The organism is Arcobacter sp. CECT 8983, assembly GCF_004118855.1.
In the GTDB taxonomy this organism is placed as follows: domain Bacteria; phylum Campylobacterota; class Campylobacteria; order Campylobacterales; family Arcobacteraceae; genus Halarcobacter.
Genome location: NZ_PDKF01000005.1, coordinates 51,637 through 67,305, shown reverse-complemented (window position 1 = coordinate 67,305; position 15,669 = coordinate 51,637). Strand labels below are relative to the sequence as shown.

General features: G+C 26.5%; 15 protein-coding genes. 9 read left to right on the top strand and 6 right to left on the bottom strand.

The features are described 5' to 3' along the window. Positions 1 to 67 precede the first annotated feature (67 nt). Entirely contained in the window at positions 68 to 1,882 is a 1,815-nt protein-coding gene (amt, locus tag CRV01_RS07605) for an ammonium transporter (RefSeq protein ID WP_129007614.1), read from the bottom strand. A 143-nt stretch (positions 1,883 to 2,025) separates the two neighbouring features. Here amt and purH point away from each other — a divergent pair, with 143 nt between their 5' ends. Both purH and CRV01_RS07595 read left to right on the top strand, forming a co-directional pair. Next, on the top strand, positions 2,026 to 3,558 hold the full coding sequence (gene purH, locus CRV01_RS07600; RefSeq protein ID WP_129007613.1) for a bifunctional phosphoribosylaminoimidazolecarboxamide formyltransferase/IMP cyclohydrolase: 1,533 nt from the start codon (positions 2,026 to 2,028) through the stop codon (positions 3,556 to 3,558). 145 nt (positions 3,559 to 3,703) lie between these two features. Next, positions 3,704 to 4,144: a DUF2059 domain-containing protein gene (locus CRV01_RS07595; RefSeq protein ID WP_129007612.1), complete on the top strand. Its 441-nt coding sequence runs from the start codon at positions 3,704 to 3,706 to the stop codon at positions 4,142 to 4,144. A 1-nt stretch (position 4,145) separates the two neighbouring features. Here CRV01_RS07595 and CRV01_RS07590 read toward each other — a convergent pair whose 3' ends face one another. Together CRV01_RS07590 and CRV01_RS07585 are read right to left on the bottom strand one after the other, a co-directional pair. Next, positions 4,146 to 4,358, bottom strand: a complete 213-nt coding sequence (locus CRV01_RS07590) for a hypothetical protein (RefSeq protein WP_129007611.1) — start codon at positions 4,356 to 4,358, stop codon at positions 4,146 to 4,148. A gap of 83 nt (positions 4,359 to 4,441) precedes the next feature. Continuing rightward, positions 4,442 to 5,329: a LysR family transcriptional regulator gene (locus CRV01_RS07585; RefSeq protein WP_129007610.1), complete on the bottom strand. Its 888-nt coding sequence runs from the start codon at positions 5,327 to 5,329 to the stop codon at positions 4,442 to 4,444. Between the two features lie 94 nt (positions 5,330 to 5,423). Between CRV01_RS07585 and CRV01_RS07580 the strand changes: the two genes are divergently transcribed. The 5 genes from CRV01_RS07580 to CRV01_RS07560 all read left to right on the top strand — a co-directional run bounded on the left by CRV01_RS07580 (position 5,424) and on the right by CRV01_RS07560 (position 11,379). After that, positions 5,424 to 6,440, top strand: a complete 1,017-nt coding sequence (locus tag CRV01_RS07580; protein WP_129007609.1) for a YeiH family protein — start codon at positions 5,424 to 5,426, stop codon at positions 6,438 to 6,440. A gap of 83 nt (positions 6,441 to 6,523) precedes the next feature. After that, a complete protein-coding gene (locus CRV01_RS07575) occupies positions 6,524 to 9,127 on the top strand; it encodes an ABC transporter substrate-binding protein (protein ID WP_258238351.1) in 2,604 nt (867 codons plus the stop codon). 32 nt (positions 9,128 to 9,159) lie between these two features. Continuing rightward, positions 9,160 to 9,813, top strand: a complete 654-nt coding sequence (locus CRV01_RS07570) for a CoA pyrophosphatase (RefSeq protein WP_129007608.1) — start codon at positions 9,160 to 9,162, stop codon at positions 9,811 to 9,813. 9 nt (positions 9,814 to 9,822) lie between these two features. Next, positions 9,823 to 10,437, top strand: coding sequence for a fumarylacetoacetate hydrolase family protein (locus CRV01_RS07565; RefSeq protein ID WP_129007607.1), 615 nt, complete (start codon positions 9,823 to 9,825; stop codon positions 10,435 to 10,437). A gap of 84 nt (positions 10,438 to 10,521) precedes the next feature. Further along, positions 10,522 to 11,379 carry a bifunctional methionine sulfoxide reductase B/A protein gene (locus tag CRV01_RS07560; RefSeq protein WP_129007606.1) on the top strand — a complete coding sequence of 286 codons (858 nt, stop codon included), beginning with the start codon at positions 10,522 to 10,524 and terminating at the stop codon, positions 11,377 to 11,379. 21 nt (positions 11,380 to 11,400) lie between these two features. Here CRV01_RS07560 and CRV01_RS07555 read toward each other — a convergent pair whose 3' ends face one another. Together CRV01_RS07555 and CRV01_RS07550 are read right to left on the bottom strand one after the other, a co-directional pair. Next, a complete protein-coding gene (locus CRV01_RS07555) occupies positions 11,401 to 11,739 on the bottom strand; it encodes a hypothetical protein (RefSeq protein ID WP_129007605.1) in 339 nt (112 codons plus the stop codon). 86 nt (positions 11,740 to 11,825) lie between these two features. Further along, positions 11,826 to 13,532, bottom strand: coding sequence for an ankyrin repeat domain-containing protein (locus CRV01_RS07550; protein WP_129007604.1), 1,707 nt, complete (start codon positions 13,530 to 13,532; stop codon positions 11,826 to 11,828). Between the two features lie 82 nt (positions 13,533 to 13,614). On the opposite strand from CRV01_RS07550, the gene CRV01_RS07545 reads away from it, so the two are divergent. Further along, the gene (locus CRV01_RS07545; protein WP_129007603.1) at positions 13,615 to 13,929 is read left to right on the top strand and encodes an MTH1187 family thiamine-binding protein; all 315 of its coding nucleotides are present in this window, start codon (positions 13,615 to 13,617) and stop codon (positions 13,927 to 13,929) included. On the opposite strand, the gene CRV01_RS07540 is transcribed toward CRV01_RS07545, so the two are convergent. Beyond that, positions 13,921 to 14,487 (bottom strand): ribonuclease HII, encoded by a 567-nt coding sequence (locus CRV01_RS07540; protein ID WP_129007602.1) that lies wholly within the window; start codon positions 14,485 to 14,487, stop codon positions 13,921 to 13,923. The genes CRV01_RS07545 and CRV01_RS07540 overlap by 9 nt on opposite strands. 73 nt (positions 14,488 to 14,560) lie before the next feature. Between CRV01_RS07540 and CRV01_RS07535 the strand changes: the two genes are divergently transcribed. Next, entirely contained in the window at positions 14,561 to 15,661 is a 1,101-nt protein-coding gene (locus tag CRV01_RS07535) for an ABC transporter substrate-binding protein (RefSeq protein ID WP_129007601.1), read from the top strand. Positions 15,662 to 15,669 lie beyond the last annotated feature (8 nt).

Genomic DNA, 15,669 nt, shown 5'->3' with positions numbered 1-15,669 from the left:
AAGTTTAACCTCTTTAAGGATTTGATTTATTGATGCCAATCAATAAAGAAAAATGGAAAAATTATATTTAATAGCAATAAACCCTATTTCTCCCTAATTTTTTAGCTTGATATAGTGCATCATCTGCATTTTTAAATACATCATCAAAAGAGTTATTTGAAGCTTTAAAGCTACTCACTCCAAATGAAGCTGTAACTTTTCCTACTTTAGTAAATTTTGTTTTTTCAATGTCAAGTCTTATTTTTTCCGCAATATTTTGTACTGCATTTAAACTTGATGTATTTATAATTAATATAAACTCTTCTCCACCCCATCTTGCAAAGATATCATCAAGTCTAATTTTATTACCAATTACTTCTGCAAATTCACTTAAAATAATATCTCCAATATCATGCCCATAGGTGTCATTTATTGTTTTAAACTTATCTATATCAGCAATAATAACAGAGTAATTATCTCCATAAGGTTTGCGTTTCATCTTTTCTAAAAAACCTCTACGGTTTAGAACCTTTGTTAAAGAATCAAAATAAGCTTTTTTATGAAGTGAGCGATTTGATTTTTTTAAGTTTTCATTTCTTTCTTTTAACATATTTAAAAGATAATTAAAAAATTTTGCAACAATTCCTACTTCTGTATCTCTTTCTTCATATATTTTTTTGTTAAGATTCCCTGTTTTCATAATACTAACAATACTTTCAATAGTTTCTACCCAAGGAAGCTTTGCATTATGTTCACTAGTATTTAAACCAATAACTTCATTTCTTTTTTTAACTCTTAAAAATTTGTATTTATAAAGAATTAAAAATAAAATAATACCTAGGGTAAATGAAAAAATAAAAGCAACAATCACACCTAAAGATTGAACTATAAAAAACTCTACAAAAGATAAACCTTTTGGTGAAGCAGTAAATAAAGCAAGTGCTATAGTTCCCCAAGCGCCAGCAAAACCATGAATACCAATGACACTTAAAGGATCATCTATTTTTAGTTTTTTTGTTATAAAATCATTAGATACATGCATAATTAAAGTTGAAATAAATCCCACAACAGCTGCTTCATAAATAGTAAATAAATGACATCCAGCAGTAATTCCTACCAGTCCTGCAATAATACCAAAACTAAACATTTCTACTTTGGTTTTTTCTTTATTTACAAAGGTTAAAAGCCAAGCTGCAAAGCCACCAAATATGGCAGAAATAAGAGTATTTAGAAGTATTAATGTAATCTTTAAATCAAACTTTAAAAGACTTCCTGCATTAAAACCAAACCATGCAAGAAAAAGTATAAAAACACCAAATACAATAAAGTTGTGATTTGATGGAGCAAAATATTTAATTTTCCCTTTTCTAAATTTTCCAAGTCTTGGTCCTAATACTAAAGTTCCAGCTAAACCTATCCAAGCTCCAACTGAGTGTACTACTGTTGAGCCTGCAAAATCTACGAAACCTAATTTAGCTAACCAACCATTTTCATTCCAAGCCCAATGTCCAAATATTGGATAAATAAAAGCTGCAACAAAAATTGCAACTATAATGTAGGCATTGAATTTTATTCTTTCTGCAACTGCACCTGAAACTATAGTAATTGCCGTTGCTGCAAACATTGATTGAAAAAAGAAAATTGCATTTTGTTCTAAGTTTGTTCCATCTATTAAAAAACTTGAAGTTCCAAATAAGCCAAAAGAGCTGCTTCCAAACATAAATCCAAAACCTAATAGCCAAAAGAACATAATCCCGAAGACTGTATCTATTAGGTTTTTCATTGCTACATTTATAGTGTTTTTTGTTCTAACTGTTCCTGTTTCAATTAAAGAAAAACCAAATTGCATTAAAAAAACTAAAAAAGCACTTAATAATATCCACAATAAATCTAAACTACTCATAAACGCTCCTTTAGAAAAATTATAGCACCAAAAATAACTTTAAAGTGTATATAACTTATATAGAAAATAGACAATTTTACTCAAGCGACACATAATTACTTTTTTAGTATAATCACGTTTACAATTACGAGTGAGGAAATAAATTGAGAGCATTAATTAGTGTAAGTGATAAGAGTGGTGTTGAAAATTTTGCAAAAGAGCTTGTAGAATTAGGTTATGAAATCATCTCAACTGGTGGTACATATAAAAAACTTCAAGAAGCAGGAATTGCAGTAATTGAAGCAAATGAAGTTACAAAATTTCCTGAGTGCTTTGAAGGAAGAGTAAAAACTTTAAACCCATATATTCATGGTGGTATTTTACATAGACGTGATAAGCAATCTCACCTTGATCAAGCAAAAGAATTAGGTGTAGAAGGTATCGATTTAGTATGTGTAAACCTATATCCTTTTAAAGCTACTATTGAAAAAACTGATGACTTTGAAGAAATCATTGAAAATATTGATATTGGTGGACCTGCGATGGTTAGATCTGCTGCTAAGAACTTTGATTCAGTAATTATTGTAACTAATGTTGCTGATTATGATACTGTATTAAATAATCTTAAAAACGATACAAATACGGTAGAGTTTAGAAGAGATATGATGATTAAAGCATATGAGCACACAGCTGCATATGACTCAATGATTGCAAATTATATGAACAAAAGATTCAATGGTGGAATGGGTGAGAAACAATTCATCGTTGGTGAGAAAGTATTTGATACAAGATATGGAGAAAATCCACACCAAAAAGGTGCATTATATGAGTTTGATAAACACTTATCTGAAAAATTCATTCCAGTAAAAGGTGAAGCATCTTTCAATAACATGGGTGATATTAGTGGAGCTGCAAAGATTGCTGCTAATTTTGGTGATGATAATGCTGTATGTATCGTAAAACATGGTAACCCTTGTGGTTTTGCTATTAAAGACACATTATTAGAGTCTTATACAGAAGCACTTAAATGTGACCCTGTGTCTGCATTTGGTGGAGTTGTAGCAGTTAACGGTGTAGTTGATGGTGAACTAGCAGCTAAAATGAACGAAATCTTCTTAGAAGTTGTATTTGCAGCAGATTTTACTGATGAAGCAATTGAAGAGTTTAACAAGAAGAAAAGACTTAAACTATTCAAACAAGGTACACAAAAATTAGACCTTGCAAATGATGATTTCAACTTCAAAATTGTTGATGGTGGATTTGTTTACCAAGACTCTGATGTAGTAGGTGTTGATGAAGTTAAAAATGCTGAGTTAAAAACTGAAAGAACTGCAACAGAACAAGAGAAAAAAGATATGGAAATTGCTGTTAAAGTAGCAGCAGGAACTAAATCTAACTGTGTTGTTTATGTAAAAGATTCTGCAGTAGTTGCAATTGGTATGGGTATGACTTCAAGAGTTGATGCAGCTAAAGCAGCACTTAGAAAAGCAGAAGACATGGGAATTGATGTTAGTGGTTCAGTTCTTGCTTCTGAAGCATTCTTCCCATTTAGAGACTCAATTGACGCAGCTGCTGAAGCTGGTGTTAAATGTGTGATTGAGCCAGGTGGTTCAGTTAGAGATGATGAAGTTATTGAAGCTGCAAATGAGCACGGAATGGCTTTATACTTTACAGGTGTTAGACACTTCTTACACTAATTGATATTATAAAAGAAAGATTACCTTAAAGGTAATTCTTTCTTTTTAATTCTTCATTATTTTTTTTATTTGTTTTTCTTTTAATATTGAAGCTTTTAATGTAGTTTGTAATAATATAATAATTATATAAATAAAAGGTGAAAAAATGAAAAAAAGTATTTTCTTTTTCTTCTGTTTACTTATCTCTTTTGTTAGTGCAGATGAACTTAAAAATAATAAAATAAAAGAGCTTCTAAAAACTACTAATACTATTGATATTAGCAAACAGTATGCTGATCAAATTATAGTCCAGTATAAAAAGATGTTTCCTACTGTTCCAAACGAAATGTGGGATGAATTTGCAAAAGAGATTACAAATAAAGATTTTGAAGCACTTTTAATTAAACTTTATGATCATAATTATACTGAAAAAGAAATAGATGCTTTACTTACTTTTTATTCGAGTGAAGAAGGGCAAAGCATTATTAAAAAAATGCCTATTGTATTGAGTAAAAGTATGCAAATAGGTGCGATGTGGGGAAAACTTACTGCAAAAAAAATCTATGATAAGATAATTGCAAAGGGCTATAAGCCAGTAGAAATATAATTTAGATATTAATTATATTTTCTATGCTTACTATTAACCCCTTACTTCTAAAACGTGGAATTAAGTTTAGTAAAGACTCTTTTCCATGTTCATTTATATGATTTAATATTAAATCTCTTTTTGTATCTGAGTCTAAAATTAGTTCTTCAACTTTTAATGCATTGTTTGTTTTTATTGCTTGTAAAAGTTGAGTAGATGCAGGGATAAATGTCATTTATATTCTCCAAAATAAAAATTTATGGAATAATGACAAAAAAACACTTAGTAAATATAGGTTTTTGTGTTACCATTTTGTAACTATATTTTTAATCCTTCTAAAAAGCAGTTTTTAATATATGAGGTAAACTCTAAAAATAGTTTACTTTGATATTTGTCTTTATGGTAAACCATAAATAGCTCCCTTTCAAAGTTTAATTTTTTTATTTTAACCTCAAAGAGTTTTTTATTTTCTAACTCTTCTTTTACCGCAAGTTTGGAGATACAAGTTATAGTTTCTTTATTATTTAAAAGGATATTTTTTATTTCCTCAAAGTTTGATATTTCCATTGAAATATTCATTTCATCTTGGTATTTTAATTTACTTAAAAACACTTCTCTTGTAGCAGAGCCTTTTTCTCTTAGAAGCCAATTATATTTATATAGTTGGTCTATGTAATAACTTTTTGTTGTAAGTTCTTTATTTGATGAAACAATTATAAGTGAATCATTTGCAACTTTTTCTTTTATAATATTTGCTTCATTAAAATCACTTTCTACAAAACCTATATCAATATTTGAATTTAAAATAGACTCTAAAATCTCTTTGGTATTTATAGAATGTTTAGTAATATGAATCTCATGGTTTGAGATAAACTTATAGATACACTGTGATAGGTTTATACTGTTAAAAGTTTTACTTGCAGCAATTTTTAAATTACCTTTTAATCTATCTGAACTAAAACTTTCCTTTGCATAAAGTAACTCTAAAAAAGGCTTATAAGATTTCTCTTTAAAGATTCTTCCTCTTTCATTTAAAATAAGTTTTCTTCCTATTCTATCAAAGAGTTTTTCCTCCAGTTTTTTTTCAAGGGAATTAAGGCTAATTGAAATAGCTGACTGTGTCATATTTATTTTTTTTGCCACATTTGAAAGATTTGTTTCTTCACAAAGTTTGAAAAATATATCTAGTTCTTTAAAAGTAATCAAAATATTTCCTTATAAAAAATATTTATGATTATATCAAAAATAATTAATTTTACAAATATTGACTAAATTACTATAATTTCAAAAAGGAGATTAAATGCAACGATTTAAAGATAAAAATTTTTATATAGCACTTGCTACAATATTTGTATTAACAATATTTGCAGACTATATTTCGCAGTTTGATTTTTTTAATAAGCTTGGATTATCTTTATTAATTATATCTATTTTAATAGGAATGATTATAACTAATATTTTTAAAATCAGATTGCCTAAAACTTTTGATAGTGCAATAACTTTTTGCACAAAAGAGTTATTAAGGTTTGCAATTATTTTTTATGGATTTAGATTAACTTTTAGTGAAATTTTAGAAATTGGTTTTGATGGAATAATCATAAGTTTTTTAATTGTTTTTACAACATTTACTTTAGGATTTTTTATTGGAACAAAGGTTTTAAAACTTGATAGAGAAATTACTATTTTAACAAGTGCAGGTAGTGCTATTTGTGGGGCAGCAGCAGTTTTAGCAACAGAAGGAACTTTAAAAAATAAAGCTTATAAAAGTACTATTGCAGTTTCAACTGTAGTATTGTTTGGAACTATTTCAATGTTTTTATATCCATACATGCTAAAAGCTGGACTTATAACTTTAAATGAAGAGCAAACAGCTTTATATATTGGTGGAACACTACATGAAGTAGCTCATGTAGTTGGTGCAGGAAACAGTTTTGAAAGTGAATTAATACAGGAAAATTCTGTAGTTGTTAAGATGCTAAGAGTTATGCTATTAGCCCCATTTTTAATAGTTGTTTCACTATTTTTAATAAATAAAAAAGAAAAGAAAGGAAAAGGTAAAATTCTAATTCCTTGGTTTGCTGTATTTTTCATTTTAGTTGCAGTTTTTAACTCTTTTAATTTTTTGCCAAAAGAGTTTGTTTTTACTATAAATGAAATAGATATTTTTCTTTTAGCTATGTCAATGATGGCTTTAGGATTAAAAACAGATTTAAAAAGTATAAAACAAACTGGATATAAACCAATATTATTAGCAACAATACTTTTTATTTGGCTTATATTTGGGGGATTATTTATTATTAAAACAATTACTTTATAAGCAAAATAACCTTACTTTAGTACTTTTAAGTTAAAAAAGCTATTTCTTTTTATATAATAATTTAAATTCTTAAAAGGGTTATTGTGAATGTAAAATTACAAAATATTATTATTTTATTTCTACTTTTTAATTCTTTAGTTTATGCAAAAGAGTTAAAAAAGGTAACCTTACAACTTTCTTGGTTTGATCAATTTCAATTTGCAGGTTATTATGTAGCAAAAGAGCAAGGTTTTTATAAAGATTATGGTTTAGACGTAGAAATAAAGCCTTTTAAATTTGGAATAAATGTTTCCCAAGAAGTTGATACTAAAAAAGCTAATTTTGGTGTTGATAGAGAAACTCTTATTTTAAAAAAAGTTAATGGTAAAAAACTTGTAGCCTTATATGCACTTTTTCAAGATTCTCCTTTAATTCTTATCTCTAAAGATGATGGCAAAATAAATTCAGTTAAAGATTTTATTGGCAAAAAGGTTATGACAACAATAGATGATTCTAGTGAAGTATCAATAAAAGCAATGCTTCTTTCTAAGAATATTAGAATGGATCAAATAAATTTTATGCAACATTCTCATAATGTTAATGATCTAATAACTTCAAAAACCGACCTTATGTCAGCATATTTATCTAAATCTCCATATGAACTTCAAAAAATGAAAGTTAATTATAAAATCTTTAATCCAAAAGATTATGGCTTTGATATGTATAGTGATTTTTTATTTACAAATGAAGATATGGTTGACTATGATTTACCTACAGTACTAGCTTTTAAACATGCTTCTTTAAAAGGTTGGCAATATGCTTATTCTCATATTGATGAAACTGTAGATTTAATTTATGATAAATACAATGAACAAAAACTAACAAAAGAAGAATTAAAGTTTGAGGCTAAGGTTTTAAAAAAACTCTCTTTTTCAAATACAGAGGAGTTAGGTTTGATAAAGCCTGACAAAATGCAAAGAATATATGATTTATACAATGTTATGGGATTAATCCCTAATAAAATAGATTTGAATGAGTTTGTTTTATATGATAATTTCAATGAAAAGTTAGAATTAACAAAAACTGAAAGACATTATATAAAGAATAATAGACATGTAAATACTTGTATTTTACAAGAATTAAAACCTTATAGTTTTTTAGAAAATAATACTTTTAATGGTTTTGTTTCTGATTACTTATCTTTAATTGAAGAAAAAACAGGATTAAAATTTGATCTTGTAAAAACAAAAAACTTTAACGAATCTTTATCCTATGTGAAGAATGGGCAATGTGATATTTTAGCTTCTGCTCAAGATGTCAAAGAAAGACGTAAGTTTATGACTTTTACTGAGCCTTTTTTAACTACGTCTTTAGTTTTAATTACTAAAAATGAAAAAAACTTCATAGATGATATTGATATTTTAAAAGATAAAAAAATAAGTATTTATAAAAGCTATTCTTTCAACAAATTATTAAGAAAAAAATATCCAGATATAAATTTTATTGATGTAGAAAACTTAGATGAGGCTATAGAAAAAATAGAAAATGGTGAAATTTTTGGGCATATAGATTTTTTATATACTGCTTGGAATAAAATTCATAGTTTAGATACTATTGGTTTAAAAATTTCTGGAAAATTAGATGAAAATGTACCTTTATCAGTTGCAATAAATATAAATAAAACATATCTAAACAGAATCCTTCAAAAATCAGTAAAAAGTATTGGTGAAGAAGAGAAAGAAAGACTTCTTAAAAAGTGGGTAGCAATTGAGTATAAAAAGAAGTTTGATTATAAAACTTTATATCAAGTAGTAATTGTGTTTATAATTGTTCTTGTAATATTTATATATAGACAAGTACTTTTAAAAAATATGAATAATAAATTGAAAAAAGCTGTTGATGAGAAGACAAAAGAGTTACTAGAAATAAATCAAGATTTAGAGAAAACTATTCAAGAAGAAGTACAAAAAAACTTAAAAAAAGATGCATTATTAACAAAACAATCAAAAATGGCAGCAATAGGTGAAATGCTTCAAAATATTGCCCATCAGTGGAGACAACCATTATCTGTTATAACTACAGGAGCTAGTGGGTTAAAACTACAAAAAGAGATGAATGGAAAAATTGATGATGAATTTTTAGATGATACTTTAACAAGTATAGTTGATACTTCTGTTCATTTATCTACTACTATTGATGACTTTATGCATTTTTTCAAACCTAATGAAGAACAAAGAGTATTTAATATAAAAGATACAATAAATAAAACTTTGAATATTTTTGATTATAACCTACATAGTGCAAAAATTACTGTTGAAAAAGATATTGAAGATGTGAAACTAATTAATTATGAGAGTGAACTTATTCAAGTTATTATGAATATTTTAAGTAATTCAAAAGATGCTTTTGTAGAAAGACAATTAGATACAAGGATTATTTTTATAAAAACAAGAGTAAAGGAAGATTCTATATTTATTACTATAAAAGATACAGCAGGAGGAATTCCAAATTCAATAGTAGAAAAAATATTTAATCCTTATTTCACAACGAAACATCAATATCAAGGGACGGGAATAGGGTTATTTATGTGTCAAGAAATTATATCAAAACATATGAATGGAGATATTTCTGTTTCAAATGAAAAGTTTACTTATAAAGACAAAGAGTTTATTGGAGCCCAGTTTATTTTAAAGTTTAGACTTAAGTAGTTTGAAGAATTAAAGAAATGATAGAGTAAATTATGAAAAAGAAACAATTAAAAAAACTTTTAAAAAACTTACCTCAAGAACCAGGGGTTATGGCAAGGGATAGATTTTTTAATTCAGCGGTATTGATTCCTTTAGTAAAAATAAAAAAGAAATACTATATTTTATTTCAAAAAAGAGCAGCTCATATCAGACAAGGGGGAGATATATGCTTTCCTGGTGGAAGATATGAACCTGATGATATTTCATATATGCAAACAGCTCTTAGGGAGACAAAAGAAGAGTTAGGCATTGAAGCAAATGATATAAATATAATAGGGCAATTAGATACATATGTTGCACCAATTGGTGCAGTGGTAGAATCTTTTGTTGCAAAAATAAAGAAGAAAGCTTTAAAAAATATGCAAATAGATAAAAATGAAGTAGATAAAACTATTTTAATTCCTGTTTCATTTTTTAAGAAAAATAAACCTAAAGAGTATACTTTAAGGTACGAAGTTCATCCTTATTCAATAGATGAAAAAGGGGATAAACAGATACATTTTCCAGTAGAAGAATTGAACCTTCCTAAAATGTACCATAAACCATGGGGTCATAAAAAACATAAAGTATGGGTTTATAAATATAAAAAAGATGTTATATGGGGACTTACTGCTGTTATTTTAAATGATTTAATGAAAAGGTTTTAAAGGAAATATATGAATTCAATATTAATTAATCAAAAAGAGATTTTCCCTTCAAAAGTTGTTTGTATAGGAAGAAACTATGTTGACCATATAAAAGAGTTAAATAATGAAACTCCTGATTCTATGGTTTTTTTCTTTAAACCAAATTCTTCTATTTCAAAAAACCTTATTTTTCCAAAAGGAAATAAAAGTTGCCATTATGAAGCTGAAATATCTTTTCTAATTGAAGAAAATAAGATTTCAGCACTTGCATTTGGTTTAGATTTAACATTAAGAGAAGTTCAAAGTAAGCTAAAAGAAAAGGGTTTACCTTGGGAAAGAGCAAAAGCTTTTAATCATTCAGCTGTATTTTCAGAGTTTATAAGTTTTAATGGCAATTTAGACGATTTAAGTGTTGAATTGTATATTAATGATGAGCTTAAACAAAAAGGTGGCGTAGAGTTAATGATAAATAAGCCAGAAGAAATCATTAATGAGCTATTAAAGTTTTCTTCCTTTGAAGATGGAGATGTACTTATGACAGGAACTCCTAAAGGTGTAGGAGAGTTTAAAGTTGGGGATATTTTTTTAGGAAAAATATTATATAAAGATAAACTGTTACTTAAGCAAAGATTTGAAGTTGTTTAAGAGACAAAATTATTTTGATTTTTTATTTAAAGATTTTTCACATTTAGCTACAATCATCAAATATTTTAAAGATGAGGTTCTAAAATGAAATACAATGAACTAACTGAAGAAGAAGCTTATGTAATTGAAAATAAAGGTACAGAAAGACCTTTTAGTGGAAAATACAACGATTTTTATGAAGATGGACTTTATAAATGTAAAAAATGTAATGCTCCTTTATATAAATCTAGTGACAAATTTTCTTCAGGATGTGGTTGGCCAAGTTTCGATGATGAAATAAAAGGTGCAGTAAAAAGAGTTTTAGATCCAGACGGAAGAAGAGTCGAAATTGTTTGTGCAAACTGTGATGCACATTTAGGTCATGTTTTTGAAGGAGAAGGTTTTACTTCTAAAAATACAAGACATTGTGTAAACTCTATTTCTTTGAAATTTGAAAGTAGAAACTGCGATTGTAAAGAGCATGCAGTAGCATATTTTGCAGCTGGTTGTTTCTGGGGTGTTGAATACTATTTTCAAAAATTAAAAGGTGTTCATAGTGCTGTTTCAGGATATATGGGTGGTCATTTTGAAAATCCAGATTATGCTGCCGTTTGTACAGGAACAACTGGACATCTAGAAGTTGTGAAAGTAGAGTATGATGAGTGTCAAATTCCTTTTAAAGAGTTAGCAAAACTATTTTTTGAAATACATGATTTTACTCAAACTAATGGACAAGGTCCTGATATTGGTCCACAATATTTATCTGCAATTTTTTATGTTGATGAGAAACAGAAAAATACTGCTTTAGAATTAATTGATGAATTAGAAGATATGAATTACAAAGTTGCAACTTCTTTACACGAGGCTAGTAGATTCTATAAAGCTGAAGATTATCATCAAGATTATTATGAGAAAACAGGAAAAGTTCCCTATTGTCATTCTCATAGAAAAATATTTAAATAAAATAGAGGAAAGCCCTCTATTTTATACAGTACCTAAAATATAATAAACTTCTTTTCCATCTAATTTTTTTAAGTTTACATTATATTTTTTTGCCCAATGATTTACTTCTTCATGAAACTCTTCTAAAATCTCATCAGCATCATTTTCGTCACATTTGATTTTTAAATAACTTGTAGAGTTTGATAATGCAACATATGCGTTCATTTTTTTAAGATGATCATTTAAACTAATTAAATGTTTTGAAAATTTATTAAAATCTTTTGTTTGTGCCATAACCTCTTCTGCTTGTTTAAGAGATGTGTCACTTTTTGAGTAACCTAATTGTGAAAGTAAAACTTCAGGTGATACTTCTAAATGCATGTTTATTCCTTTTTATAATATTAAGATATCTTATCAAAAAAATTGTAAATTTGAATTAAAAAATACATATTATATAGATAAATTAATTATTGAATTGAAAACTCTTTTTTCATATTTTCACTTAAGATTCTTAAGTTTTTAAAATCATTTTTTGTTTTAGCATGTTTTGTTAGTTCATCTAAATTATTATGGAATTTTTTAAAAAAATCTTTCATTTTTGGATCAATTTTATTTGTGTTATTTACATGGGCTAATTCTTCAATCATACTAATTACAAGATCATATTTTCCCATAAATACTGCGTAGTTTATTGGTAAAATTCCATATTTATCTGCAATATTAATAACACTATTGTCATAAGAATGAATAAGCTTAAAGGTTTTTGTACAATCTTTCCAAACAACATTATGTATAAAAGTTCTTCCATTATTGTCAACACTTTTATAATTTGGTTTTGCATCTAATAAAAGTTTGATTGTATAGATAGAACCATTTAAAATAGCTTGGTGCACTACTGTTGAACCTGTATTGTTTTTTGCGTTTATATCAACACCAAGATTAATTAGGTTTTGCATAGTTTTTAAATACAATTTTTGCTTTGCTGCTGTTGAAGTATCTGCATTTTCAATTAAATAGGAAATTACATTATTATGATTTAAATCTTTTTGATTAATATCTATTCCATTCTCTTTTAAAAGACTGAAAAGTTCAAAATTGTAGTTAGCAATTACATCAAAGAATATTGGTTTTGAATTTGAATTAAAATTGTTTAAATTAACTTTTGTATTTCTTAATAGATATTTAAGTACTTCGAAGTAGTTTTCGTCTGAGGAAGCTTTTTCAAGTAAATGTGAATCTATTTTTTTGTGGTTTTTATAGTGCAAGATTAACTCTATTAATTTTTCAATTATTGTTGCGTTATTATTATCCCTAATATTAACATCAGCTTTATTATTTACTAAAGCTTTTATTACACTTAAGTTTTTAAAACCTTTTAAACACGCTTCCATTAATATAGTTTCACCATAATAGTTTTTTTGATTGATATTGATATTTGGATGACTTAAAAAAAGGTTTATTAATTTTAAATCTTCTTCTTTTATTGCTTCATAAAGAACACTCTGTTCTTTTTTGTTTAGATTATTTATATCAACATCAAACTCTAATAACTTTTTTATAATTTTAAAATATGAAAGGGCAGTATTTGAGTTTCTTTCTTTTAAATAATTCTCTACTGCATAGCTTAAAACTGTATCTTTGTTTTTATTAATACAGTTGATATCAACATTTTTATTATTTAAAACATCATCTAAAACTTCATCACTATTACTTGAAACCGCATGAAAAAGAATACTATTACCATAAAAGTCTTTATTATTTATATCTTCAGTTTTTTCTAATAGATATTTATAGGTTTTACTTTCTAAAAGAATTGCTTCTTGTAAAGGTGTACGGTTGTAAAAATTTTTGTGATTTACATTTGCACCTTGTTCTACAAGATATTTTACTGTAAGAAGATTATTTGATTTTACTGCATAAAAAAGTACAGTTTCTTTATCTTCTGTTTGAGCTTCTAGACTTAGACCTTTATTTAGTAGCCATTTTATAGATTCTAGATAAGCAAATTTTGCACAAAGATGTAATAATGTTTCTTTTTTTTCTGTTGTTTTAAATAGATTGATTTTATTACTATAGTGAAAGTCAATCTCATCAGGATTAAATATTTTATTAAATAAGGCATTTTTAAAACCTTCAGCAGAAGGTTGTTTTTTATTAAAAATATTTTTTAGCATTTTTTTGTCTTTTATCTAATATATAGATATTATATACTCAATAACTAAAATAATAATAAAAGTTTAACTTAAAAGGAAAAATATGAGTGTTTTGTTAAGTATGGCAATGTTTCCCACAGACCAAAAAGAGAGTAAAAGTGAATATGTGTCAGAAGTAATAAAAGTTATTAGAGATTCAGGCTTTGATTATCAGTTAACTTCAATGGCTACAACAATAGAAACAAATAAGATGTCAGAAGCTTTAGCTATTGTACAAAAATGTTATGAAAAGCTTGAAGAATTAGGTTGCAATAGAGTTTATTCTACTTTGACTTTTGATATTCGAAAAGGTAAGAACAATAGATTAAAAACAAAAATCCAATCTATTGAGAATAAAATAGGAGAGGTATCAAAATAAGCTTGGCTGATTTTGATCATCTACTCCTTTTAGTTTGAAACTATATCTGTGTTGCTCACATCTTCCAAACTCTTTGATTGCTTCTACATGAGCTTTTGTTCCATAACCTTTGTGTTTTTCAAATGAGTAGTTTGGATATTTAGAAGCAATTTCACACATATATCTATCACGGCTAACTTTTGCTAAAATTGAAGCGGCACTTACTTCTTGAACTGTAGCATCAGCTTTTATTTTGTGTTGAAGGGTATCAATTCCAAAAGAGGTATTTCCATCCATTAAAAATTCAGTTGTTTCCTCTTTTAAATTATTTATAATCTCTTTTATTGATGATTTTAAACAAGCACTTAGACCTTTTTCATCAATTGTTTTAGAATCAGTAAAAACAATATGGTAAGAACAGTTTTGTTTAATTATTTCAAAAAGTTTTTCTCTTTTCTTTTCTGTAAGTTGTTTAGAATCATTTAATCCTTCAACTTCTTTTTTTATAATTGCTCCTGCAACAACAAGTGGTCCAGCAATAGGACCTCTTCCAGCTTCATCAATTCCACAAAGTGACATATTTTAAAATACTCCAAAAATTAAATGTTTTTTTGTATAATAGTAGATTATTTATTAAAAAGTGGGAATAGAAATGTATAAAGTCTTAGGGTTGGTTTTTATTTTAGTTACATCTTTTTTAATATATTCTAATTTTACAAATAATAATGAAATAAAAATTGGTTTTTTAGGTGGTTTAAGTGGAAAATATTCAAACCTGGGACACTCTTTATTAAATGGTATGACTTTAGCTTTAGAAGAAGAGAATTTTGAAATAAATAAAAAGAAAGTAAGAATTATTTCAAAAGATGACAAACAAAGAGAAACTGCTGCAAAACTAGCAATATCAGAATTTAAAAAAGAAAAAATAGATTTGATTTTAGGCGCAGGTACAAGTTCTATGACTGAAGTTGCATTAGAATCTTTTGATAAAACATATATGCCTACACTAATTTCTGCTTCTGCTAGTTCTAATAACTTTTCAAAAAAAGATGATAACTTTATTAGAACACAAGTATCTCAATCAGAAAAAAGTTTTGATAAACTTAGCAAATACCTTTTATCTAAAAACTTAAAAAATATATATATTATTTTTGATCCAAATAATCGTGCATATAGTGAAACTTATGCAAATAATTTTAAAAAATCATTTCATAAATTTAAAAGTGACTCTTTAGTTTTATTGAAGGAGTTATCAAAGGATTTTTCATATATAACTGAAGATATAAAAAAAAGAGATAATATTGATGCAATTCTTATTATTGCTAATACTCTTGATACAGCAAGATTAGTTCAGTTTTTAAGAATTAGTGATGTTGAAAATAAAATCATTGGTTCAAGCTGGTCTAAAAATTCTGAGTTACTTGAAAATGGTGGCAAATATGTAGAAGGAATGATTTTCTTAACTTCTTATAATAATAATTCAAAAAATAAAAAGTATATGGATTTTGTTGAAAAATATGAAGAAAAATATAAAACAAAACCTTCTATATATGCTTCTCAGTCTTATGAAACTACAAAAATTATAATTGAAGTATTAAAGAAAAATGAAAATATAAAAGAGTTTAAAAGTACACTTTTAAGTATAAAAAAGTTTGAAGGACTACAAGAGGAAATCGAGTTTGATGAGTATGGGGATATAAAAAGAAATTATATACTTATGGAAGTTATAGATGGTCAATATAAAGTTATTTAGGGATATAT

What these genes read in the sequence shown, in the direction of transcription:
- amt (WP_129007614.1), bottom strand. Translation starts at nt 1,882, where the DNA reads ATGAGTAGTTTAGATTTATTGTGGATATTATTAAGTGCTTTTTTAGTT.
- CRV01_RS07595 (WP_129007612.1), top strand. Translation starts at nt 3,704, where the DNA reads ATGAAAAAAAGTATTTTCTTTTTCTTCTGTTTACTTATCTCTTTTGTT.
- CRV01_RS07590 (WP_129007611.1), bottom strand. Translation starts at nt 4,358, where the DNA reads ATGACATTTATCCCTGCATCTACTCAACTTTTACAAGCAATAAAAACA.
- CRV01_RS07580 (WP_129007609.1), top strand. Translation starts at nt 5,424, where the DNA reads ATGCAACGATTTAAAGATAAAAATTTTTATATAGCACTTGCTACAATA.
- CRV01_RS07570 (WP_129007608.1), top strand. Translation starts at nt 9,160, where the DNA reads ATGAAAAAGAAACAATTAAAAAAACTTTTAAAAAACTTACCTCAAGAA.
- CRV01_RS07565 (WP_129007607.1), top strand. Translation starts at nt 9,823, where the DNA reads ATGAATTCAATATTAATTAATCAAAAAGAGATTTTCCCTTCAAAAGTT.
- CRV01_RS07560 (WP_129007606.1), top strand. Translation starts at nt 10,522, where the DNA reads ATGAAATACAATGAACTAACTGAAGAAGAAGCTTATGTAATTGAAAAT.
- CRV01_RS07555 (WP_129007605.1), bottom strand. Translation starts at nt 11,739, where the DNA reads ATGCATTTAGAAGTATCACCTGAAGTTTTACTTTCACAATTAGGTTAC.
- CRV01_RS07550 (WP_129007604.1), bottom strand. Translation starts at nt 13,532, where the DNA reads ATGCTAAAAAATATTTTTAATAAAAAACAACCTTCTGCTGAAGGTTTT.
- CRV01_RS07545 (WP_129007603.1), top strand. Translation starts at nt 13,615, where the DNA reads ATGAGTGTTTTGTTAAGTATGGCAATGTTTCCCACAGACCAAAAAGAG.
- CRV01_RS07540 (WP_129007602.1), bottom strand. Translation starts at nt 14,487, where the DNA reads ATGTCACTTTGTGGAATTGATGAAGCTGGAAGAGGTCCTATTGCTGGA.
- CRV01_RS07535 (WP_129007601.1), top strand. Translation starts at nt 14,561, where the DNA reads ATGTATAAAGTCTTAGGGTTGGTTTTTATTTTAGTTACATCTTTTTTA.